Origin of the sequence: Bradyrhizobium altum (assembly GCF_020889705.1) — a bacterium.
Taxonomy (GTDB): Bacteria; Pseudomonadota; Alphaproteobacteria; order Rhizobiales; family Xanthobacteraceae; genus Bradyrhizobium; species Bradyrhizobium altum.
This window is the reverse complement of record NZ_JACMYP010000152.1, coordinates 1-22,085: the sequence shown is the minus strand read 5'-3', so window position 1 is coordinate 22,085 and position 22,085 is coordinate 1. Positions and strand designations below refer to the sequence as shown.

Annotated in this window: 23 protein-coding genes; 15 read left to right on the top strand and 8 right to left on the bottom strand. The window is 65.0% G+C overall.

What is annotated here, in order from left to right; translation table 11 throughout:
- Nucleotides 1-16 precede the first annotated feature (16 nt).
- The 5 genes from H8B02_RS30000 (at nt 17) to H8B02_RS29980 (ending at nt 7,374) form a co-directional block, all read left to right on the top strand.
- Nucleotides 17-1,276 carry an OpgC domain-containing protein gene (locus H8B02_RS30000; protein WP_229169549.1) on the top strand — a complete coding sequence of 420 codons (1,260 nt, stop codon included), beginning with the start codon at nt 17-19 and terminating at the stop codon, nt 1,274-1,276.
- Nucleotides 1,273-2,043 (top strand): SGNH/GDSL hydrolase family protein, encoded by a 771-nt coding sequence (locus H8B02_RS29995; protein ID WP_229169547.1) that lies wholly within the window; start codon nt 1,273-1,275, stop codon nt 2,041-2,043. Before H8B02_RS30000 ends, H8B02_RS29995 begins: the two co-directional genes overlap by 4 nt.
- A gap of 14 nt (nt 2,044-2,057) precedes the next feature.
- Nucleotides 2,058-3,071 carry an SGNH/GDSL hydrolase family protein gene (locus tag H8B02_RS29990; RefSeq protein ID WP_229169546.1) on the top strand — a complete coding sequence of 338 codons (1,014 nt, stop codon included), beginning with the start codon at nt 2,058-2,060 and terminating at the stop codon, nt 3,069-3,071.
- A gap of 293 nt (nt 3,072-3,364) precedes the next feature.
- The gene (gene glpK, locus H8B02_RS29985; protein ID WP_229169545.1) at nt 3,365-4,867 is read left to right on the top strand and encodes a glycerol kinase GlpK; all 1,503 of its coding nucleotides are present in this window, start codon (nt 3,365-3,367) and stop codon (nt 4,865-4,867) included.
- 62 nt (nt 4,868-4,929) lie between these two features.
- Entirely contained in the window at nt 4,930-7,374 is a 2,445-nt protein-coding gene (locus H8B02_RS29980) for a penicillin acylase family protein (RefSeq protein WP_229169544.1), read from the top strand.
- 200 nt (nt 7,375-7,574) lie between these two features.
- On the opposite strand, the gene H8B02_RS29975 is transcribed toward H8B02_RS29980, so the two are convergent.
- Nucleotides 7,575-7,742, bottom strand: coding sequence for a hypothetical protein (locus H8B02_RS29975; RefSeq protein WP_229169543.1), 168 nt, complete (start codon nt 7,740-7,742; stop codon nt 7,575-7,577).
- Between the two features lie 257 nt (nt 7,743-7,999).
- On the opposite strand from H8B02_RS29975, the gene H8B02_RS29970 reads away from it, so the two are divergent.
- The 6 genes from H8B02_RS29970 to H8B02_RS29945 all read left to right on the top strand — a co-directional run bounded on the left by H8B02_RS29970 (nt 8,000) and on the right by H8B02_RS29945 (nt 14,098).
- Nucleotides 8,000-8,593 (top strand): GNAT family N-acetyltransferase, encoded by a 594-nt coding sequence (locus H8B02_RS29970; protein WP_229169548.1) that lies wholly within the window; start codon nt 8,000-8,002, stop codon nt 8,591-8,593.
- Between the two features lie 155 nt (nt 8,594-8,748).
- The gene (locus H8B02_RS29965; RefSeq protein ID WP_229169542.1) at nt 8,749-9,375 is read left to right on the top strand and encodes a glutathione S-transferase family protein; all 627 of its coding nucleotides are present in this window, start codon (nt 8,749-8,751) and stop codon (nt 9,373-9,375) included.
- 399 nt (nt 9,376-9,774) lie between these two features.
- A complete protein-coding gene (gene thrC / locus H8B02_RS29960) occupies nt 9,775-11,190 on the top strand; it encodes a threonine synthase (RefSeq protein ID WP_229169541.1) in 1,416 nt (471 codons plus the stop codon).
- Nucleotides 11,190-12,479 (top strand): M16 family metallopeptidase, encoded by a 1,290-nt coding sequence (locus tag H8B02_RS29955; protein ID WP_229169540.1) that lies wholly within the window; start codon nt 11,190-11,192, stop codon nt 12,477-12,479. The genes thrC and H8B02_RS29955 overlap by 1 nt, the downstream gene beginning before the upstream one ends.
- A 217-nt stretch (nt 12,480-12,696) precedes the next feature.
- Nucleotides 12,697-13,284, top strand: a complete 588-nt coding sequence (locus H8B02_RS29950; protein ID WP_229169539.1) for a GNAT family N-acetyltransferase — start codon at nt 12,697-12,699, stop codon at nt 13,282-13,284.
- 166 nt (nt 13,285-13,450) lie between these two features.
- The gene (locus tag H8B02_RS29945) at nt 13,451-14,098 is read left to right on the top strand and encodes a hypothetical protein (RefSeq protein ID WP_229169538.1); all 648 of its coding nucleotides are present in this window, start codon (nt 13,451-13,453) and stop codon (nt 14,096-14,098) included.
- Nucleotides 14,099-14,201: 103 nt separating this feature from the next.
- Here the strand turns inward: H8B02_RS29945 and H8B02_RS29940 are convergent, their stop codons facing one another.
- From H8B02_RS29940 to H8B02_RS29920, 5 genes are all read right to left on the bottom strand, one after another.
- Nucleotides 14,202-14,687: a F0F1 ATP synthase subunit B family protein gene (locus tag H8B02_RS29940; RefSeq protein WP_092123087.1), complete on the bottom strand. Its 486-nt coding sequence runs from the start codon at nt 14,685-14,687 to the stop codon at nt 14,202-14,204.
- A 3-nt stretch (nt 14,688-14,690) separates the two neighbouring features.
- Nucleotides 14,691-15,257, bottom strand: coding sequence for a F0F1 ATP synthase subunit B (locus H8B02_RS29935; RefSeq protein WP_092123089.1), 567 nt, complete (start codon nt 15,255-15,257; stop codon nt 14,691-14,693).
- A gap of 91 nt (nt 15,258-15,348) precedes the next feature.
- A complete protein-coding gene (locus H8B02_RS29930) occupies nt 15,349-15,579 on the bottom strand; it encodes a F0F1 ATP synthase subunit C (protein ID WP_016847054.1) in 231 nt (76 codons plus the stop codon).
- A 55-nt stretch (nt 15,580-15,634) separates the two neighbouring features.
- Entirely contained in the window at nt 15,635-16,384 is a 750-nt protein-coding gene (locus H8B02_RS29925; RefSeq protein WP_229169537.1) for a F0F1 ATP synthase subunit A, read from the bottom strand.
- A gap of 72 nt (nt 16,385-16,456) precedes the next feature.
- Nucleotides 16,457-16,828, bottom strand: a complete 372-nt coding sequence (locus H8B02_RS29920; RefSeq protein WP_229169536.1) for an AtpZ/AtpI family protein — start codon at nt 16,826-16,828, stop codon at nt 16,457-16,459.
- 276 nt (nt 16,829-17,104) lie between these two features.
- Between H8B02_RS29920 and H8B02_RS29915 the strand changes: the two genes are divergently transcribed.
- From H8B02_RS29915 to H8B02_RS29905, 3 genes are all read left to right on the top strand, one after another.
- A complete protein-coding gene (locus H8B02_RS29915; RefSeq protein ID WP_212317182.1) occupies nt 17,105-17,728 on the top strand; it encodes a 2-hydroxychromene-2-carboxylate isomerase in 624 nt (207 codons plus the stop codon).
- A gap of 31 nt (nt 17,729-17,759) precedes the next feature.
- Complete coding sequence (locus tag H8B02_RS29910; RefSeq protein ID WP_229169535.1) at nt 17,760-18,269, top strand: hypothetical protein; 510 nt, start codon at nt 17,760-17,762, stop codon at nt 18,267-18,269.
- A 192-nt stretch (nt 18,270-18,461) separates the two neighbouring features.
- Nucleotides 18,462-18,935: a secondary thiamine-phosphate synthase enzyme YjbQ gene (locus H8B02_RS29905; protein WP_229169534.1), complete on the top strand. Its 474-nt coding sequence runs from the start codon at nt 18,462-18,464 to the stop codon at nt 18,933-18,935.
- Nucleotides 18,936-19,042: 107 nt separating this feature from the next.
- Here the strand turns inward: H8B02_RS29905 and H8B02_RS29900 are convergent, their stop codons facing one another.
- Nucleotides 19,043-20,707, bottom strand: coding sequence for an MFS transporter (locus tag H8B02_RS29900; RefSeq protein ID WP_229169533.1), 1,665 nt, complete (start codon nt 20,705-20,707; stop codon nt 19,043-19,045).
- Nucleotides 20,708-21,020: 313 nt separating this feature from the next.
- Here H8B02_RS29900 and H8B02_RS29895 point away from each other — a divergent pair, with 313 nt between their 5' ends.
- The gene (locus H8B02_RS29895) at nt 21,021-21,695 is read left to right on the top strand and encodes a response regulator (protein ID WP_229169532.1); all 675 of its coding nucleotides are present in this window, start codon (nt 21,021-21,023) and stop codon (nt 21,693-21,695) included.
- Between the two features lie 192 nt (nt 21,696-21,887).
- Here the strand turns inward: H8B02_RS29895 and H8B02_RS29890 are convergent.
- Nucleotides 21,888-22,085, bottom strand: a 198-nt coding sequence (locus tag H8B02_RS29890) for a response regulator (RefSeq protein WP_229169531.1), incomplete at its 5' end; no start/stop codon positions are given.

The following is a 22,085-nucleotide window of genomic DNA, read 5'->3' as shown; positions in this document are numbered from 1 at the left end:
GCCGACACGGTGTTTGATGAGCTCGATTGCCGATCCCATAGCCGGTTCGCCGGTGGCCGACGCCAAAGCCGATGCAGAGGTCAAGGCGAAAGCCGTGGCGGCGGCGCCCGCAATCTCGCTGCCGGCGACCGGCGAGCGCGAGCTCCGGCTCGATTTGTTCCGCGGGCTCGCGCTGTGGCTGATCTTCATCGATCACCTGCCGACCAATCTCCTGACCTGGCTGACGATCCGCAACTACGGCTTCTCCGACGCCACCGAGATCTTCATCTTCATCTCCGGCTACACCGCCGCCTTCGTCTACGGCCGCGCGATGCTGGAGGGCGGCTTCGTGATCGCGACCGCGCGCATCCTGCGCCGGGTCTGGCAGATCTATGTCGCGCATGTCTTCCTGTTCACGATCTTCCTCGCCGAGATCTCCTATGTCGCGACCTCGTTCGAGAACCCGCTCTACTCTGAAGAAATGGGGATCATGGACTTCCTCAAGCAGCCCGACGTCACCATCGTGCAGGCGCTGCTGCTGCGCTTCCGCCCCGTGAACATGGACGTGCTGCCGCTTTACATCGTGCTGATGCTGTTCCTGCCGCTGATCCTGTGGCTGATGAAGTGGAAGCCTGATGTCACGCTCGGCCTGTCGGTCCTGCTCTACGCGCTGACCTGGCAATTCGATCTCTATCTCTCGGCCTATCCGAACGGCTTCTGGGCGTTCAATCCGTTCGCCTGGCAGTTGCTGTTCGTGTTCGGCGCCTGGTGCGCGCTCGGCGGCGCGCGGCGGATGTCGCGCATCCTGTCGTCGAACATCACGATGTGGATCTGCATCGTCTATCTGGTCGCGGCGTTCTTCGTGACGCTGACCTGGTACGTGCCGCAGCTCGGCCACATCATGCCGAAGGTGATCGAGCAATGGATGTATCCGATCAACAAGACCGACCTGGACGTGTTGCGGTTCGCGCATTTCCTGGCGCTCGCCGCGCTCACCGTGCGCTTCCTGCCGAGGGACTGGCCGGGCTTGAAATCGCCCTGGCTGCGACCATTGATCCTGTGTGGCCAGCATTCGCTTGAGATATTCTGCCTCGGGGTCTTCCTCGCCTTTGCCGGTCACTTCGTGCTTGCCGAAGTATCTGGCGGTGCCGCACTGCACGCCTTGATCAGCGTTTGCGGCATCCTCATCATGTGCGGCATGGCGTGGATTATTTCGTGGTACAAGCACTCCGCCGACAAAGGCGCCTCGAAAAAAGGTGCCGGCGGCAACGCCGATCTGGCGGGAGGGGGAGCATGAAGTCCGCGTGGACGATGCTGAGCCTGACGCTGCTGGCCGCCTGTTTGGCGGCCGCGCCCGTGCGCGCCGGCGATACCGTCGAGCCGGCACCGGCGCCGCCCTGCGACGTGCCGGCCTATCTCCTGGCAAGCGAGAGTTCGCTGCCGAAAGTCACCGATGCGGTGAAGGCCAACAAGCCGCTCAGCGTGCTGGTGGTGGGCAGCCGCTCCTCGACCATCCCCGGCAACGAGGCGAGCGCCTATCCGGCCACGCTGCAGGCGGCGCTGAAGGAGGCGTTTCCGGCCGCCACCATCGATCTATCCGTAGAATTACAGGGAAAGAGCACCGCCGAGGAGACCGCGGGAACCCTTGTTAAGCTTGTTGAGGCAAAAAAGCCTACTTTGGTTATCTGGCAGACCGGAACGGTCGATGCTATGCGAGCAGTCGATCCTGACGATTTCCGCACCGCCATCAACGATGGCGTTGTTGCGTTGCGGGGCGCCGGGACCGACGTGGTGCTGGTCAATCTGCAATACAGCCCGCGTACGGAAACGATGATCTCCGCGCCGCCATATCTCGACAATATCAAGGTGGTGGCACAGCAGCACGACGTTCCGCTGTTCGACCGGTTCGCGATTATGAAGCAGTGGAGCGACGCCGGATATTTTGACCTGTTCAGCACCTCGCATGGTGTCGATCTGGCCAAGAAGGTTCATGCCTGTCTCGGCCGCGCACTGGCGAAATTCGTGATCGATGCGGCCCATCTGGGCCCGGTGCAGCAGAATTAGAGGAAGCCGAGTTGATGCGTTTTGCCTTCCCCTTTCGTTTCGCCGCAGGGCGGAGCCTGCGCGCCGTTGCGGCGCTCCTGTTGCTCGCGCCGCTCTCGGCGGTGCCGTTGTGCGCGCAGACCGGCCAGGCCGACCAGCATGCGGCGTTGTCATCAGGAGCAAAGACTGAAGCAAGCAGGGCGGATGCGGCGAAGCCCGCCGCGGTCGAAACCGATGCGGCCAATCCGCAGCCGCAACGGGGCGTCGCCGCGAAGGCGCTCGACAAGGTGAAGCAGGTCGCGAAATCCGCCAGCGACATCTTCCACCGCGTGCCCTGCCATCAGCCCACCGGCGTGCCGAACAGCACCGGCTCGCTGCCGCATGTCGCAGCCAAGCTCGCCGCCGGCAAGCCGGTCGTCATCATCGCGTTCGGCTCGTCCTCGACCCAGGGCTACGGTTCGTCGGCGCCCGAATTCACCTATCCGAGCCGGCTCGCCGCGCAGCTGCGCCGGCAGTATCCCTCGGCCGACATCAGCGTGCTCAATCGCGGCAAGGGCGGCGAGGATGCACCAGAAATGATGAGACGGCTGCAGACCGAAGTGATCGACGTGCATCCCGACATGGTGATCTGGCAGGTCGGCACCAACGCGGTGCTGCGCAACCTCGATCCGTCGGAGACCGCCAAGCAGGTCGAGGACGGCGTCGCGCGCATCCAGGCCGACGGCGCCGATGTCGTGCTGGTCGATCCGCAATATTCGCCGCGCGTCACCGAGCGTCCCGAAAGCGCCCGCGGCATGGTGAAGCTGCTCGGCCGCATCGCCGCGCTGCGCCATGTCGGCATCTTCCCGCGCTTCGAGGTGATGCGCGACTGGCACGAGAGGCAGGCGATCCCGATCGACGATTTCGTCACCGCCGACGGCCTGCACATGAACGACTGGGGCTATGCCTGCTTCGCCCAGCTGCTCGGCGACGACATCATCCGCTCGGTCGGCGCGATCAAGATCGGCGTCAACGTCCCCGGCGACGTCAGGACCTACCGGCCGATGTGATCGGCGCTTCCACTCTCAGTCCCGTCACCCTGAGGTGGCCGCTTCTTCAGCGGCCCTCGAAGGGTCGACGGCCGCCAGCCGGGCCGTGCATCCTTCGAGGCTCGCCCAGCGGCGCAATTGCGCCGCAAGGCTCGCACCTCCAGCGACAAAAGGCGAAGCCTTTGCGCGGGGATGACGGGACTGATACTGTCGCGGGGCTTTTGCCTCGACTATCCCGCCACACCAGCAATCTTGACCTCGCCGCGGTAATCCGCTCCCTTGGCGCCTGTTACGACGCCTTAAGGGAAATGCTCATGTCTTTCGTGCTGGCCATCGATCAGGGCACCACATCGTCGCGCGCCATGGTGTTTCGCAGCGATATCTCCATCGCCGCGGTCGCGCAGCAGGAGTTTCCGCAGCATTTCCCGGCCTCCGGCTGGGTCGAGCACGAGCCGGAGGATATCTGGACCTCGACCGTGATGGTGTGCCGCGAGGCGCTGGAGAAGGCCGGGCTGAAGGCGAAGGACATCGCAGCGATCGGCATCACCAACCAGCGCGAGACCACCGTGGTGTGGGACCGCGCCACCGGACAGGCCGTGCACCGCGCCATCGTCTGGCAGGACCGCCGCACCGCCGACATCTGCGCCAGACTCAAGGCCGAGGGCCATGAGCCGGCGATCTCGGCCAAGACCGGTCTCATTATCGACCCCTATTTCTCGGGGACGAAGGTCGCCTGGATCCTCGATCACGTGCCAGGCGCGCGCGAACGCGCCGAGCGCGGCGAGCTCCTGTTCGGTACCGTCGACTGCTATCTCTTGTGGCGGCTCACCGGCGGCCGGGTGCACGCCACCGACGCCACCAACGCCTCGCGCACGCTGCTGTTCAACATCCATACCGGCGCCTGGGACGACGACCTCATCAATCTCTTGCAGGTGCCGCGCTCGATGCTCCCTGAGGTGAAGGATTCCTCCGCCCGGTTCGGCGAGAGCACCGCGGATCTGTACGGTGGCCCGATCGCGATCTCCGGCATCGCCGGCGACCAGCAGGCCGCGACCATCGGCCAGGCCTGCTTCGAGCCCGGCATGATGAAGTCGACCTACGGTACCGGCTGCTTCGCGCTGCTCAACACCGGCACAACGCCGGTGGCGTCGAAGAACAAGCTGCTCACCACGATCGCCTACCAGCTCAATGGCCAGCGCACCTACGCGCTCGAGGGCTCGATCTTCGTCGCCGGCAGCGCGGTGCAATGGCTGCGCGACGGGCTCGGCGTCATCAAGCACGCCGCCGAGACCGGGCCGCTGGCCGATAAATCCGACAGCATGCAGAGCGTCTATCTGGTGCCGGCCTTCGTCGGCATGGGCGCGCCCTACTGGAATCCGCGGGTGCGCGGCGCGCTGTTCGGGTTGACCCGCAACACCGGCCCGGCCGAGCTCGCGCATGCGACCCTGGAGAGCGTCTGCTACCAGACCTTCGACCTGTGGGCCGCGATGCGCACCGACTGGCCGGAGGCCAATGCCGCCAACACCGTGCTGCGCGTCGACGGCGGCATGACGGCGTCCGACTGGACCATGCAGCGGCTCGCCGACCTGCTCAACGCGCCGGTCGATCGCCCGATGATCCAGGAGACCACGGCGTTAGGGGCGGCCTATCTCGCCGGCCTCGAGGCCGGGGTCTATCCGGAGCCCGCGAAATTCGCCGACAACTGGCGGCTCGAACACCGCTTCAGGCCGGCGATGAGCGAGGCGACGCGCGACCGCAAGCTCGCCGGCTGGGCCCGCGCGGTGAAGGGCGTGCTGGCGAGCGACGAGGGGGAGTAGCGCGCCGGGTGAAAAACCCGGATGAAGTCTCGTACCAAAAATAACAACCATCGGAGAACAACATGAACACGGATCTCAACCGCGTCGCGAAACTACTCACCGCCGCGCTCTGCGCCACGATGCTCGCCGCGCCCGCCGCGGCGCGCGAGAAGGCGAGCCCGCTTGTGGCGGCGCGCGAAGTCAAGACCGACGTCGCCGGGCTGAAGGCGCCGGGCCAGATCCTGCTCGACGTCTGGGGCATTCCGCACATCTATGCCGGCAACGAACACGACCTGTTCTTCCTGCAGGGCTTCAACGCCGCGCGCGACCGGCTCTGGCAGATCGATCTCTGGCGCAAGCGCGGGCTCGGCCTGCTGGCGAAGGATTTCGGTCCCGCCTATGCCGAGCAGGACAAGGCGCTGCGTCAGTTTCTCTATCGCGGCGACATGAACGCGGAATGGGCCGCCTATGGCCCGAAGGCGAAAACCTATGCGGACGCCTTCGTCGCCGGCGTCAACGCCTATGTCGCCGACGTTAAAGCGGGCAAGCGGGCGCTGCCGATCGAGTTCAGGATCGCGGGCACGATGCCGGACCTGTGGTCGGCGGAGGATGTGGTGCGCGTCCGCAGCCACGGCCTGACGCGCAACGTCGCCTCCGAGGTGAAGCGCGCGCTGGTCGCCTGCGCCGCCGGCCTCGATGCCGATCGTTTCCGCGTCAAGCTGGAGCCGACCTGGACCACCAGGGTGCCCGATGGGCTCGACCCCTGCAGCGTGCCGAAGGGCGTGCTCGCGGCCTATGACCTCGCCACGCGACCGGTGAAGTTCGCGGCTCAGAAGGACCAGAAGGCGGCGCTGGCGCATGATCCCGACAAGTTCTTGGCCGAGGCCGATCAGCAGCGCGACACCATCGGCTCCAACAACTGGGTGATCGCCGCATCGCGCACCGCGACGGGGCGCCCGATCCTCGCCAACGATCCGCATCGCGAACATTCGGTGCCGTCGCTGCGCTACATTGTCGGCCTCAACGCGCCCGGCATCTCCGTGATCGGCGCCGGCGAGCCGGCGTTGCCCGGCATCTCGATCGGCCACAACGACACCATCGCGTTCGGCCTCACCATCTTCAACGTCGACCAGGAAGACCTCTACGTCTACGAACTCAACCCGGACAATCCGAACCAGTATCGCTACGGCACGGGCTGGGAGGACATGCGCATCGTGCATGAGAAGGAGGCGGTGAAGGGCGAGGCCGATCGCGACCTCGAGCTGAAGTTCATCCGCCACGGACCGGTGATCTTTGTCGACGCCGACAAGAAGCATGCGTTCGCCGTGCGCTCGATCTGGTTCGAGCCGGGCACCTCGGCCTATTTCGGCTCGTCCGACTACATGACCGCGAAGACGTGGGGCGGCTTCCTCGACGCGATGCGGCGCTGGGGCGCGCCGTCGGAGAACCAGGTCTATGCTGACGTGAGCGGCAATATCGGCTGGATCGCCGCCGGCAAGACGCCGCGCCGGACCAGCTTCGATGGCCTGATGCCGGTGCCTGGCGATGGCCGCTACGAGTGGCAGGGCTTCCTGTCGCTCGACGAGCTGCCGAAGCTGTACCAGCCGAAGCAGGGCTTCATCGCCACCGCCAACCAGATGAACCTGCCGGCCGATTATCCGGTCAATGAGCGCCGGGTCGGCTTCGAATGGTCCGACAGCGCGCGCTGGCAGCGCATCGTCGAGGTGCTGCAGGCCGACAGCAAGGTGACGCTGGCGGATGCGATGGCGTTGCAGAACGACGACACCGGCATGCTGGCGCGGCGTCTCGTCGCGTTGCTGAAGCCGCTGTCATCCGACGATGCCAATGTGAAGAAGGGCCTCGATCTGTTGAAGGCGTGGGACGCGCGTGACGCGGCTGACAGCGCTGCGGCCGCGGTGTACGAGGTCTGGATCGCGAACCATCTCGGCCCGGTGCTGCTCAAGACCACGGCGCCGAAAGCGGCCGAGCTGATCGCGCCGGAAGCTTCCAGCATCTCCGCGATCGTCGATTATCTCGAAAAGCCCGACTCCGCGCTCGGCAGCGATCCCGCCGGCGGACGTGACCGCGTGCTGCGCGACAGTCTCGGCGAGGCCGTTGCCGACGTCGCCGACAAGCTCGGGGGCGATGCATCGACCTGGCGCTGGGGCCGCCTGCATGTCGCCAAGTTCGATCACGCGCTGATGCCGCTCGCCGACAAGGCGACAGCCATGCAGATGTCGGTCGGCCCGCTCGCCTATGGCGGCGCCGCCAACGTGCCGCGCGCCGCCACCTATCGCCGCTCCGACTATCATCTCACCGCGGGCGCCTCGTTCCGCATGGTGCTCGATGTCGGCAATTGGGATGCGAGCCGCACCATCAACACACCAGGCCAGTCCGGCGATCCCTTCAGCGGCCACTACCGCGACCTCGCCTCGCTCTGGGCCACCGGCCAATATGTCCCGCTGCTCTACAGCCGCCCGGCCGTGGAAGCCGCAACCGCCGAGGCGATCACGCTGACGCCGCGGTGATCACTGCTGGCGCCGAAGTGAGCAACGCGGTGGCCCAAAACTCGATGTCGTCCCGGGCAAGCGGAGCGCGACCCGGGACCCATAACCACAAATGCGAGTTGTCTGACGACGCTGGGGCCATAGCCTTCGCAACAACAAACAGCGGTGGTTATGGGTCCCTGCTTTCGCAGGGACGACACCGAATGTGTGGCGCACGCCTTCTACCCCTCTAGCTTCTCCTGCGCCTCCAACATCGCGCGCAGCGTGTCGTCGCTGAGCTTGCCGTTCGGTGACGGCGTGCGCCGCTCAACGGTCTCGACCGGACGCGCATGCTGCGGAAGCACGGCAGCGCTGCGCACCGCTGCATCATCCGCAAGGTGCGGCCTCATCAGCAGCGCTCGTCCCAAACGCGTGACCAATACCGTGCCGACGCCGCGTGGGTTTCGGCTTCGGTGGCGTGGTGATGATCGGCGGCAGCGTGTGATGGCGCGACACGATGCTAGCTCCGGTGGCCTCGCTGCATGGAGCGCTTGATTCGCCCAAACACCGACTGACAAATCGGTAACATTGTTACGCAGCGTTGCATTGCATCTGCCGCGACATCCGGATATTTCCCGCCGATCGCATGGAAACAAAAGGTCGCGCGATGCTGTTGCCCGACGGTTATTCCGACATCCCGCACGGCAAGATCGCCGCCGTCGTCACACATCTGGAAATGACCGAGCGTCCGCCGCGGCGCGACGATCCGCCGGGCGCGTGGCGCCTGCGCAAGGTCGAGCCGCCGGCGCTCGACTGGTACCGTGATCTCTACCGCCGCGTCGGCGAGGAATGGCTCTGGTTCACCCGCACGGGGCTCGATGATACCGATCTCGCCGGGCGGATTCACGCGCCCAGCGTCGAGCTCTACGGGCTGGTCGTCGATGGCCTGGATGAAGGCCTGCTCGAACTCGACTTCGGCGTGCCCGGCAATTGCGAGCTGCTCTATTTCGGCGTCACCGCAAAATTCATCGGCACCGGTGCCGCACGCTTCCTGATGAACCGCGCGCTTGAGATCGCCTGGTCGCGCGACGTCAGCCGGGTCTGGGTGCACACCTGCACCTTCGATCATCCGTCGGCGATCGCGTTCTACCAGCGCTCCGGCTTCCGTGCGTTCAAACGGCAGATCGAGGTGGCCGACGATCCGCGGCTTGATGGCACCGCGCCGCGCGATGCGGCGAGGCATGTGCCGGTGATTGGATAGCTCGTGAGGCAACCGGATCATGATCCAGTTGCAACGCAGCGCAGGCCATCTAGGATGGTGCAAAGTGCAACCTTTGACCCGGCTTGGCCGCCACACCTTCGAAAGCCCTGCTTTCGCGGCAACGGCCTGCCGCGGCATGACCGACGAGATGACGGATGTTTTTGATCGGCCAGTACGACTCGCCCTTTGTTCGCCGCACCGCGATCGCGCTGCGGCTCTATGGATTGCCGTTCGAGCACAAGCCGTGGTCGACCTTCGGCGATGCGGAGAAGGTTGCGGCCTACAATCCGGTGCAGCGGGTGCCGACGCTGGTGCTCGATGACGGCGAGGCGCTGATCGAGAGCGGGGCGATCCTGGATTATCTCGACGAGCTGGTCGGGCCGGAGCGGGCGATGCTGGCGCGCTCCGGCGTTGAGCGGCGTCGGCATCTGCGCATCATGGCACTGGCGACCGGGCTCGCCGACAAGGCGGTGAGCCTTGTCTATGAGCGCGTGCTGCGCAAGGAGCAGTTGAAGCTGTGGGTCGAGCGCTGCGAGGGGCAGATCTCCCGCGTGTTCGCGGTGCTGGAGCAGGAGCGCGCAGCGGTGCAGACGCCTTACTGGATGGGCGATCGCATCGGTCATGCCGACATCGCGGTGGCCTGCGCGCTGCGCTTCACTGGCGAGGCACATCCGCATCTGTTCGATGCGCGCTATCCGGCGCTGCAAGCCCACGCCGCGCGCTGCGAGGCGCTGCCGCCGTTCCAGGAGATCGCGCAGCCGCTGGCGCCGCCGAGCGGTTAGGGACGAATACTGGATCACCCGCGTGCGCGTGCGCGGGTGATGACACCGGGCTTGCTCAGGATCGTGCAACACACTCACCGTCGTCCTGGCGAAAGCCAGGACCCATGACCCCAAATCTCAATTGTTGCGCGACGCTGGGGCCGCGATCCCGTTCATCACTGAATGCGGTGGTTATGGGTCCTGGCTTTCGCTAGGACGACAGTGGTGTATGTGGCGCGGGTGGCCGTCTTCGCGGGCAACACCTCTCACCACTCCGCGCGCCCCCGAAGGCGCGTGCTTCGGGCTACCCATTGCCGGTCCGATCTTCTATGGTGAACCACATCGGGTCGCATGCGGTGAACCCGATAAATCCATGATATCAAAGGCTTAAGGCTCGGATCGAAGCCTTTGGAGGGCGGTTTGACGCGGTATATTTCGACCCGGGGTGAGGCCCCGGTGCTTGGCTTCTGCGATGTGATGCTGACCGGGCTTGCCCGTGACGGCGGGCTTTACGTGCCCGAGACCTGGCCGGAATTTTCGCCCGAGACCATCGCGGCCTTCTTCGGCCGTCCCTATTGGGAGGTCGCGGTCGAGATCATCCGGCCGTTTGCCGGCGGCGAGATTTCCGACGCCGAGCTCGGCCGCATGGCGAACGAAGCCTATGCCACCTTCCGCCATCCCGCCGTGGTGCCGCTCGACCAGATCGGCCCGAACCAGTTCCTGCTCGAGCTGTTCCACGGGCCGACGCTGGCGTTCAAGGACGTCGCGATGCAGCTCATCTCGCGGCTGATGGATCACGTGCTGGCCAAGCGCGCGCAGCGCACCACCATCGTGGTCGCGACCTCGGGCGATACCGGCGGCGCCGCGGTCGAAGCGTTTGCCAATCTCGACAATGTCGACCTCGTGGTGCTGTTCCCGAACGGGCGCATCTCCGAGGTGCAGCGCCGCATGATGACGACGACCGGCGCCGCCAATGTCCATGCGCTGGCGATCGAAGGCACGTTCGACGATTGCCAGGCGCTGGTGAAGGAGATGTTCAACAACCATCGCTTCCGCGATCAGGTGGCGCTGTCGGGCGTCAACTCGATCAACTGGGCGCGCATCGTGGCGCAGGTGGTGTATTATTTCACCTCCGCGGTCGCGCTCGGCTCGCCGGCGCGGACGGTGGATTTCACGGTGCCGACCGGCAATTTCGGCGACATCTTCGCCGGCTATGTCGCGAAGCGCATGGGGCTGCCGATCCGCTGGTTGCGGATTGCCGCCAACGTCAACGACATCCTGCCGCGCACGCTGAAGACCGGCAATTATGAGGTGCGCGAGGTGCATGCGACGGCGTCGCCCTCGATGGACATCCAGGTGTCCTCGAATTTCGAGCGGCTGCTGTTCGAGGCCAGCGGCCGCGACGCCGATCAGGTTCGCCGCCTGATGGCCTCGCTGAAGCAGTCCGGCCGCTTCGTGCTGCCGGATGCGACGCTGGCCGCGGTACGCCGTGATTTCGACGCCGGCCGTGCCGACGAAACCGAAACCGCGGCTGCGATCCGCGCCGCCTGGCGCGAGGCCGGCGATCTGGTCGATCCCCACACCGCGGTGGCGCTCGCGGTCGCCGACCGCGACACCTCGGATTCCAAGATCCCGAACATCGTGCTGTCGACCGCGCATGCGGCCAAATTCCCCGACGCGGTCGAGGCCGCCTGCGGGGTGCGCCCGCAGCTGCCGGCCTGGCTCGGCGGGTTGATGACCAAGTCCGAACATATGACTGTGATGAAGAATGATTCCGCCGAGGTCGAGCGCTTCGTGCTGTCGGTCAGCCGTGCCGCCAAGCAGGGAGTTGCCTGATGAGCGTTCAAATCACCAAGCTGCCGAGCGGCCTCACCGTCGTCACCGACACCATGCCGCATCTGGAGACCGCGGCGCTCGGGGTCTGGGCCGGCGTCGGCGGACGCGACGAGAAGCCGAACGAGCACGGTATCTCGCATCTCTTGGAACACATGGCGTTCAAGGGCACCGCGCGGCGCTCCTCGCGCGAGATCGTCGAGGAGATCGAGGCGGTCGGCGGCGACCTCAATGCCGGGACCTCGACCGAGACCACGGCCTATTACGCGCGGGTGATGAAGGCCGACGTGCCGCTGGCGCTCGACGTGCTCTCCGACATCCTCGCCAATCCGTCCTTCGTGCCGGACGAGCTGGAGCGCGAGAAGAGCGTCATCGTGCAGGAGATCGGCGCGGCGCAGGATACGCCCGACGACGTCGTGTTCGAGCATCTCAACGAGCTCTGCTATCCGGACCAGCCGATGGGCCGCTCGCTGCTCGGCACCGCCAAGACGCTGAAGGCCTTCAACCGCGACACGCTGCGCGGCTATCTGTCGACGCATTACCGTGCTCCGGACATGGTGGTCGCCGCCGCCGGGGCCGTCGATCACAAGCGCGTCGTCGAGGACGTCGCCGAGAAGTTCGCCAGCTTCGACGCCACGCCGGCGCCGAAGCCCCAGGCTGCGATGTTCGGCAAGGGCGGCTCGCGGGTGGTGCATCGCGATCTCGAGCAGGCGCATCTGACGCTGGCGTTCGAAGGCGTGCCGCAGACCGACCTGTCGCTGTTCTCGCTGCAGGTCTTCACCAACACGCTCGGCGGCGGGATGTCGTCGCGGCTGTTCCAGGAGGTGCGCGAGAAGCGCGGGCTGTGCTACTCGATCTATACCTTCCACGCCCCCTACACCGACACCGGCTTCTTCGGGCTCTACACCGGGACCGATCCCGCCGACGCGCCGGAGATGATGGAAGTCATCGTCGACGTCATCAATGACGCGGTGGAGACCCTGACCGAGGCCGAGGTCGCCCGCGCCAAGGCGCAGATGAAGGCCGGCCTGCTGATGGCGCTGGAAAGCTGTTCATCCCGGGCCGAGCAGCTGGCACGCCATGTGCTAGCCTATGGCCGGCCGCAGACGGTGGAAGAGCTGGTGGCGCGGATCGACGCGGTCTCGGTCGAATCGAGCCGCAACGCCGCCCGCGCGCTGCTGTCGCGCAGTCGGCCCGCCGCTGTTGCACTCGGCAGCGGCAGGGGTCTGGACACGGCGGTGTCTTTTGCGGAAGGATTGACGAAGTCGAAGGCAAAGACGCTGCTGCACTAAGAATTCTGCTTACCTCGCCCCGCGTGCGGGGGAGAGCAGAGGCCGCCTACCGGCGGCCGTTGTCGGAGATACGCCGAGGCGGAGCCTCGGCTATGGCCGAAGGCTTCGGGTGAGGGGGGCCATCCGCAGGCCGAGTTTGCGGAAACGGCCCCTCACTCCGACCCTCTCCCCGCAAGAGCAGGGCGAGGGGAGCAGCTTGGCGGGGGAGTGTTGGGCCATGGCCCTGTTTCGTTTGCCGTCCAGTGGACCGGCTGCACTGATGCCGCGGGGGCACGGGCTTTTGCTGCGTGCGCCGCAAATGTCGGATTTCCCGCAATGGGCGCAATTGCGCGAGTCCAGCCGCGCCTATCTCACGCCATGGGAGCCGATCTGGCCGTCCGACGACCTGACCCGCGCCGGCTTCCGCCGCCGGTTGCGCCGCTACAGCGAGGATATCGCCGCCGACCGCTCCTATCCGTTCATCATCTTCCGCGAATCGGACGGGGTGATGATCGGCGGTATCACGCTCGCCAATGTCCGCCGCGGCATCGTGCAGGCCGGCACGATCGGCTATTGGGTCGGCCTGCCGCACGCCCATCGCGGCTATATGACGACGGCGCTGCGGGTGCTGCTGCCCTCGCTGTTCGGCGAGCTCAACCTGCACCGCATCGAGGCGGCCTGCATTCCCTCCAATGCGTCGTCGATCCGCGTGCTGGAGAAGTGCGGCTTCACCCGCGAGGGCCTGGCGCGGCGCTATCTCTGCATCAACGGGATCTGGCAGGACCACCTGCTGTTCGGCCTGCTGCACGAGGATTTCCGCGGTTGAATCTTAAGCCTGTTGGCTGATGGCGGGCCCTATCCGAGCCGTTTCAGGATGCTTTCAACATGCCTTTGCAACATGCCGTTTCAACATGCCTTGGGTTCGCCGCCATTGGCTTGCTATAACGCCCGCGAAACGGGGAACTCTGGTTTGGAGGCTTTGGGGATATCGCATGGGTGACAGGGTGATCAGGTTCGCGCTCGCGGCGGCGGTATCGATCGGTCTCGGTGCCACCCTCCTGCCGGAGGCCAGCTCGGCGCAGTCGCTGAGCGACCGCTTCAAGAGCCTGTTCGGCGGCGGTTCGTCCGATTCGAAGCCGGCGACGCCGGCGGCGCCGCAGCCGCTCAACGACGCCGACGCCCAGCTGACCTGCCCTCCGGTGCAGATCCGCTCCGGGGCCTCGACCTATTCGGTGTCCGTGGACGGTAAGGAAGCGGTCGGCAACGACGTCAAATTCCTGGCCTCGATCACGCGCACGGCGCGGCAATGCAATCTGAACAGCGGCCAGATCACGGCCAAGATCGGTATCCAGGGGCGGGTCATCGTCGGCCCCTCGGGCGCGCCGCCGACCATCCAGGTGCCGCTGCGCGTCGCCGTGGTGAAGGGCGGCGTCGGCGAGAGGACGATTGCGACCAAGGCCTACACCACCACGGTGCAGATGGACGACAGCGGCAGCGTGCCGTTCAGCCTGGTCGCCGAGGATGTCGTCTATCCGGCGCCGTCGTCCGCGGACAATGACGATTACATCTTCTATATCGGCTTCGATCCGCAGGCGCTGAAGCCGGAGCCCAAGCCCCGCGCGCCGCACAAGAAGAAGTAGCGGCGGCGGCCGCGACGGGGCCGGTGGAATAAGAAGCAGCAGGAACAAAGAAAAAGGCCGGCGCGATGATCTCGCGCCGGCCTTTTCCGGAAGTGTGATCGCGTCAGTTCAGCTTGGAGCGAACTTCGGCGATGCCCTTGCCGACGAGATCGTCGGCAACCGAGCCCTTGACCGACTGCGACAGGATGGTCGAAGCGGCGGTCACGGCGGCGTTGGCCGCGGCGGCGCGCACATCGGCCACGGCCTGGGCCTCGGCCTGGGCGATCTTGCCCTCGGCGGTCTTGGTCCGCCGGGCGACAAAATCTTCCATCTTGGCCTTGGCTTCAGCCGCGATGCGTTCGGCTTCGGCCTTGGCGTTGGAGATGATGTCGGCGGCTTCGCGCTCCGCGCTGGCGCGGCGCGCCTTGTATTCGCCGAGCAGCTTGTTGGCCTCGTCCTTCAGACGGCGGGCATCGTCGAGCTCGGCCTTGATGCGCTCGGCACGATGATCGAGCGCCGTCAGCAGGGTGCGATGGACGCCGAGGTAGCCGAACACGACCAGCAGAATGACGAAGGCGATCGCAACCCAGGTTTCCGGTTCGTAAAACATCGTCTATCCCTTCAGCGACGCGTCGACGGCGCTGTTGACCGCATTCGCGTCCGGCGTGACGCCGGCGAGTTGCTGGACGATGGCGCCGGCCGCATCCGCCGCGATACCGCGGACGTTGCTCATGGCGTTGGTCCGGGTCGTTGCGATCTGCTTCTCGGCGTCGGCGAGCTTGGCCGCCAGCTTCTCTTCCAGCGCCTTGCGCTCGACTTCCGAGGCCGCGTTCAGCTTCTCGCGGGTCTCGTTGCCGATCGCCTGCGCGTTGGAGCGCGCATTCGCCAGCTCGGTTTCATAGGCCTTCAGCGCCGCGTCGGACTCGTCCTTCAGCTTCTGCGCTTCGGCCAGATCGCCCTCGATCTTGTTCTGGCGTGCATCGATCGTCCCGCCGACCCGCGGCAGGGCGATACGCGACACGATCAGATAGAGCGCGACAAATGCAATCGCCAGCGACACCAGCTGCGAGGCGTAATTGGAGGAATCGAACGGCGGAAAGGTTCCGCCGTGATGTCCGCCATCGGCCTCGGTGTGGGCGCCGGCATTCTGGCCCTTTGCCTCGCCATGACTCTCAGCCACGGTGTTCTCCTGTTGCTGTCATGCGCGCCGCCCTTGGTACGATCTTTGGGCGGCGCGACGGGTTGCCGCTAAAGCGGAACCGGGGTGCCGCTCAGAGCGGAACGAACAGCAGAAGCAGCGCGATCAGCAGCGAGAAGATGCCGAGCGCTTCGGTCACGGCGAAGCCGAAGATCAGGTTGCCGAACTGGCCCTGAGCGGCCGAGGGGTTACGCACCGCAGCGGCGAGGTAGTTGCCGAAGATGATGCCCACGCCGACGCCCGCACCGCCCATGCCGATGCACGCGATGCCCGCGCCGATAAGTTTTGCTGCTGCCGGTTCCATTTGTAGCTCCTTGAGAAAGATAGACAGATTGGTGGGTGGAGATTCCCCGGACCGCTTAGTGTCCCGGATGAATGGCGTCGTTGAGGTAGATGCAGGTCAGGATCGCGAACACGTAGGCCTGCAGGAATGCGACCAGCAGTTCGAGCGCGTACAGCGCGACCGTGAGCGCCAGCGGCAGCACGCCGCCGAACCAGCCGAGCGCGCCCAGCGAGAAGCCGAGCATCGCGACGAAGCCCGCGAACACCTTCAGCGCGATGTGGCCGGCCAGCATGTTGGCGAACAGACGCACGCTGTGCGAGACCGGCCGCAGGAAGAACGACAGGACCTCGATGAACATGACCAGCGGCAGGATGTACAGCGGAACGCCGGAGGGGACGAAGATCTTGAAGAATTTCAGACCGTTCTTGTAGAGGCCGTAGACCAGGACGGTGAAGAACACCAGGAGTGCAAGGGCCGCGGTGACGATCAGGTGGCTCGAGATCGTGAAGGTGTAGGGGATGATGCCCACGAGGTTCGAGACGCAGATGAACATGAAGAGCGAGAAGATCAGCGGGAAGAACTTCATGCCTTCCGCACCGGCGTTGCCGCGAACCGTGCTGGCGACGAACTCGTAGGAGATCTCGGCGACCGACTGCAGCCGTCCCGGAACCAGATCCCGGCTGCTCGCCAGCATCAGCAGTGCAATCAGCAGCACTGCGATGAACATGTAGAGCGACGAATTGGTGAAGGCGATCGTGTGATTGCCGATGTGGCCGAGCGTGAAGAGGGGCTCGATATTGAACTGGTGGATCGGGTCGATTTTCATCCGCGCGGCTCTTGGTCCACCGGCCATCGTGCCGGTAATCGAATTTCAAATGTCGTGACTTCCCGCCAGCGCTCAGCGCTTGCCCGAGGCCACGCCCGCGGACCTCACCACGTTGAACACGCCGGCGACGAAGCCGAGCAGCGTTAACACGATGAAGCCGAATGGCGACGTCGACAGCAAACGGTCGAATCCCCAGCCAATCGCCGCTCCGACGACAACGCCCGCGATCAGCTCCGAGGAAAGACGAAAACCGAGCGCCATCGCCGAAGCTCTGGCGGCACTGTCCCCGCTTTCAGTACCGGATTGATCAGTCTTGCTCCTGCGGCTGTCGCGAATTTCTGACAACCGATGATCGAGACTTCCGAGCCTTGCGGAAAGCGCAGCTTCGTCAGGAGGCGATTGATCGCGACTTCCACCTGCGCCGTCGTTGGTGTTCTCAGCCATGCTGCAAACACTAACCGAAGCCGCGGATGATGGAAATTGCGCCCGTCCCCGTCAAAAGCCGCGCGGACCATACTTACCGCGTCTAATCAAGTCAAGATTGCGTCGTAACCAGTTATTGCTTTGATTCTGCTGGATTTATTTGAAGATATTCAAGGTCAGAGTGACGCAGTGTTCGCAGTGCAACAGCTTGTATGCTTTGAAGCGATGTTGCCTGGCATTTCCGGCTCTGCTGGGATCGCCGAAAGTCCTTATCCTCTCATGCAGTCAAGGTTCCGCATGTCACGCCAGATCGATTACTACTTCTCGCTGCAATCGCCCTGGGCCTATATCGGTCACAAGCCCTTCGTGCGGCTCGTAAACGCTTACGATCTCAAGGTAAATTACCGGCCCGTGCTGCTGGTCGATTTGTTCTCGGAGACCGGCGGGCTGCCGCTCGCCCAGCGCCATCCGGTGCGGCAGCGCTACCGGATGATCGAATTGCAGCGCTGGCGCGACAAGCGCGGGCTGAATTTTCACCTGCAGCCGGCCAACTGGCCGTTCAATGGGCGGCTTGCCGATGGCGTCGTGATCGCGCTGCTCGAAGCCGGCCTCGACCCCGAGCCGTTCTTGCAACGTGCCTATCCCGCGGTGTGGGAGCTTGAGCTCAACCTTGCCGATGCTGCAACGCTGGTGAAGCTCGCCGACGATGCAGGCTTGCCCGGCCGGCAGCTGGTGGAGCGCTCGGGCTCCGATGCGATCAGCGCGGTCTATGAGCAGAATCGCCAGAATGCATTGGACGCCGGCGTGTTCGGCTCGCCCGGCTATGTGCTCGATGGCGAGGTCTTCTGGGGGCAGGACCGGATCGAATTGCTCGAGGACGCGTTGAAGTCAGGCCGCAAGCCCTATAGCTCTGTGGTCTAGGGGCAGGAATCAGGTTGAGGCGGAGCAAGCCATGCCCATCGCGATGTCGTCCTCGAAATTGTCCATCGCAATCGTTGCCATCCTGATCTCAAACGGCGCGGCCATCGCGCAAACCGCGCCCGACACCGAGAACGGCCGCTATGCATTGTCGCCGGCCGGCGATGGCTTCCTGCGGCTCGACACCCGCACCGGCGCGGTGTCGACCTGCACCAATTCCAGCGCGGGCTGGGCCTGTTACATGGTGCCCGACGAGCGGGCGGCGCTGGATGCCGAGATCGGGCGCCTGCAAGCCGACAATGACAAGCTGAAGGGCGAGCTCGCCGCGCGCGCACCATCGGCCAAGACCGACGAGGCGTTGCCGAAATCGGATTCGTTGAAGAAGGCTGAGCCGAAGGTCGCCGAGGGCGAGCGCAAGATCGAGATCCCGCTGCCGAGCGACCGCGACATGGATCGCATGATGTCGTTCGTCGAGCGGGCCTGGCGGCGGCTGATCGAGATGGCCAATCGCGTGCAGCGCGACGTCAACGGCGGCAAGATTTGATACGGCTCTCTCCGCTGCGTCGTCCCGGCCTAGTGCGCAATTGCGCACGGGGGCCGGGACCCATAACCACCGCTGGGAGTTGGTTGGCTAAGCTGGCAACTCCAAATCTTCGTAACTAAGGAGCCGCGGAGTATGGGTCCCGGCTCCGTGCGCAATGCGCACTAGGCCGAGACGACGTAGTGAGAGTTACAGATGAGATCATCGGGAACCACGTCGCGCTCGGCGCCATCCTCGGTCGCAGCGACCAACATCGCCTCGTCGCGCTTGACGGTCGAAACGTCCGGCGCCGGCTTCACCGACATCACGCACGAGGTCGCAAAATTCCTGCGCGAGGTGCGCGCTGGCGAGGGGTCGGTGACGCTGTTCATCCGTCACACCTCGGCCTCGCTGACGATCCAGGAGAATGCCGATCCGACGGTGCTGGTCGACCTGATGACGGCGCTCGATCGCGCGGCGCCCGAAGACGGCGGCTGGCGTCACGACGCTGAAGGCCCCGATGACATGCCGGCGCACATCAAGACCATGCTGACGGCGACCTCACTGCAGGTCCCGGTGCTCGATGGCGAGATGGCGCTCGGTACCTGGCAGGGCATCTATCTGATCGAGCATCGCGCCAGGGCGCACCGGCGCGAGGTCGTGCTGCAATTCATCGGCGCCACGCGCTGACGGGTTGAACCTGCTTCCAAGCTCTGGCTTCGAAAACGACATCGGCCGCGGATCGCTCCGCGGCCGATGCATTTTGATTGCGAATGTCGACTGATCAGGACTTGCGGTCAGGTCTTGGTGATGTCGACGTCCTTGGTTTCCGGAATGAAGAGCGCGCCGACCACGACGGTGATTGCCGCGAAGATGATCGGATACCAGAGACCGGAGTAGATATCGCCGGTCGAGGCGGTGATCGCGAACGCGGTCGCTGGGAGCAGGCCGCCGAACCAGCCGTTGCCGATGTGATAGGGCAGCGACATCGAGGTGTAGCGGATGCGGGTCGGGAACAGTTCGACCAGCATCGCGGCGATCGGGCCGTAGACCATGGTGACGTAGAGCACCAGGATGAACAGCAGCCCGATGGTCGCAGCCACCTGCGGACGGAAGACGTCGAACGGGTTCGACATCTTCACGATGCCGGCGTCACCCGGCTTCGGATAGCCCGCCGCCTGCACCGCCGCTGTGATGGCGGGGTTCGACGTCTTGGCGTCCGTGTACGGCACGTCCTTGTCGTTGACGGTGACCTTCACCGGCGAGCCGGCCGGGCCCGGCACGGTGGCGTACTTCACCGACGACTGCGCGAGGAAAGCGCGGGCGGTGTCGCAAGGCGCCGTGAAGACGCGGGTGCCGACCGGGTTGAACAGATCGCCGCAGCCGGCGGGATCCGCAACGACCTGCACCTTGACCGTCTCATAGGCCTTTTCCAGCGCCGGATTGGCGTTGGTCGTGATCATCTTGAAAATCGGGAACAAGGTGAGTGCGCCGAGCAGGCAGCCCGCCAGGATGATCGGCTTGCGGCCGATCTTGTCCGACAGCGCGCCGAACACCAGGAAGAAGCCGGTGCCGAGCAGCAGCGACCAGGCGATCAGGAGGTTGGCGGTGTAGCCGTCGACCTTGAGGATCGATTGCAGGAAGAACAGCGCGTAGAACTGGCCCGTGTACCAGATCACTGCCTGGCCCATGGTCAGGCCGAACAAGGCGAGGATCACGATCTTGGCGTTGCTCCAGGTCGCGAAGGCTTCGGTCAGCGGCGCCTTGGACGTCTTGCCTTCCTCCTTCATCCGCTGGAACACCGGCGATTCGTTCAACCGCAGACGGATCCAGACCGAGATGCCGAGCAGCAGCACTGAGACCAGGAACGGAATCCGCCAGCCCCAATCGGCGAAGTCCTTCTCACCGGTGAAGGTTCGGGTGAACAGGATCACCAGCAGCGACAGGAACAGTCCGAGCGTTGCCGTTGTCTGGATGAACGAGGTGTAGTAGCCGCGCTTGCCTTGTGGCGCATGCTCGGCGACGTAGGTCGCCGCACCGCCATACTCACCGCCGAGCGCGAGGCCCTGCAACAGGCGCAGCGAGATCAGGATGATCGGCGCCGCGATGCCGATGGTCTTGGCGCTGGGCAACAGGCCGACGATGAAGGTCGACAGGCCCATGATAAGGATGGTGACGAGGAAGGTGTATTTGCGGCCGACGATGTCGCCGACCCGGCCGAACACGATGGCGCCGAACGGACGCACCAGGAAGCCCGCGGCAAAGGCCAGCAACGCGAAGATGTCGCGTGTCGCCGGCGGATAGTCGGAGAAGAACTGCGCACCGATGATGCCGGCCAGTGAACCGTAGAGATAGAAGTCGTACCACTCGAACACGGTGCCGAGCGACGACGCCAGGATGACGAAACGCTCATCCTTCGTCATGCCGGCGGGCCGCGCCGAAGTTGCAGTCATAGTGGACATCTGGATTGCTCCCCCCGAATTATTGCTGCCATGCGAGCCTCGCCTGGCTGACTAGGCTCGAATGAGCCTGGGCTTCATTCGAGGGTAACATCGCAGTGAAACCCGTCCCAATAAGACTTTTGGCTTTTGCACGCTTGAACTTATCTTCGAGGGGTAGAATGGAATGGAGCGTCCCCGCGTGCGTCTGTTGCGGCGCACAAGCTCGGCGGGTTAACTGCGTTGGCATCTGGTATTATCAAGGGCTTGCGTGATACTGCCACGCGGGCGACAACCGAACGGCGCGGGCTTGCCAAAGCCCGCTTGTGGGACTGAGATGACTGCTGCTGCCAATACTCATCTTGTCATCGCCGACGACCATCCGCTGTTCCGCGATGCGTTGCGTCAGGCGGTGTCCAGCGTCGTGAGTTCGGCCACGATCAGCGAGGCCGGATCGTTCGAGGATCTGACCGCGCTGTTGGAACGGGACTCCGAGGTCGACCTGATCCTGCTCGATTTGAGCATGCCGGGGATCAGCGGCTTTTCCGGCCTGATCTATCTGCGGGCGCAGTATCCGGCGATTCCGGTGGTCATCGTCTCCGCCAGTGACGATGCCGGAACCATCCGCCGCTCGCTCGATTTCGGTGCCTCCGGTTTCATCCCCAAGCGCTTCGGCGTCGAGACGCTGCGTGATGCCATCATGAAGGTGATGGAGGGCGACGTCTGGGTTCCGCCGGACACCGATCTGTCGGCGGCGGGCGATCCCGACATGACGCGGCTGCGCGACCGTCTGGTGACGCTGACCCCGCAGCAGGTGCGGGTGCTGATGATGCTATCCGAGGGGCTGCTCAACAAGCAGATCGCCTACGAACTCGGCGTCTCCGAAGCGACCATCAAGGCCCATGTGTCGGCCATCCTGCAGAAGCTCGGCGTCGAAAGCCGCACCCAGGCCGTGATCGCCGCCGCCAGGATCGCGGGCGGCCAGTGGCGCCAGGGCACGCCGTCGCCGTAAGGCCGTTACCCGGCCCTTGTCCCGTCATCCTGAGGCGCGAGCCTTGCGGCGCAATTGCGCCGCTGGGCGAGCCTCGAAGGATGAATCGGCCACAGACGGGCCGTGCATCCTTCGAGACGCGCGTTCCGCGCTCCTCAGGATGACGGGAAAATCGGGAGGCCGCGCTTCACACGCGGTGGACTGAGCGAGCCATTACTCCGCCGCCACCATCTGCTGCGTCCGCCATTGTCCGAGCAGGGCGCGCAGCGAGGCCGGCTTGACCGGCTTGTTCAGCACCGCGATGTTTTCCTCGCGCGCGGCCAGGCGCACCGCGGGGCTGCGGTCGGCGGTGATCAGGATCGCGGGGATGCCGTCGCCGAAGCGGCGGCGGATCTCGCGGATCGCGGCGAC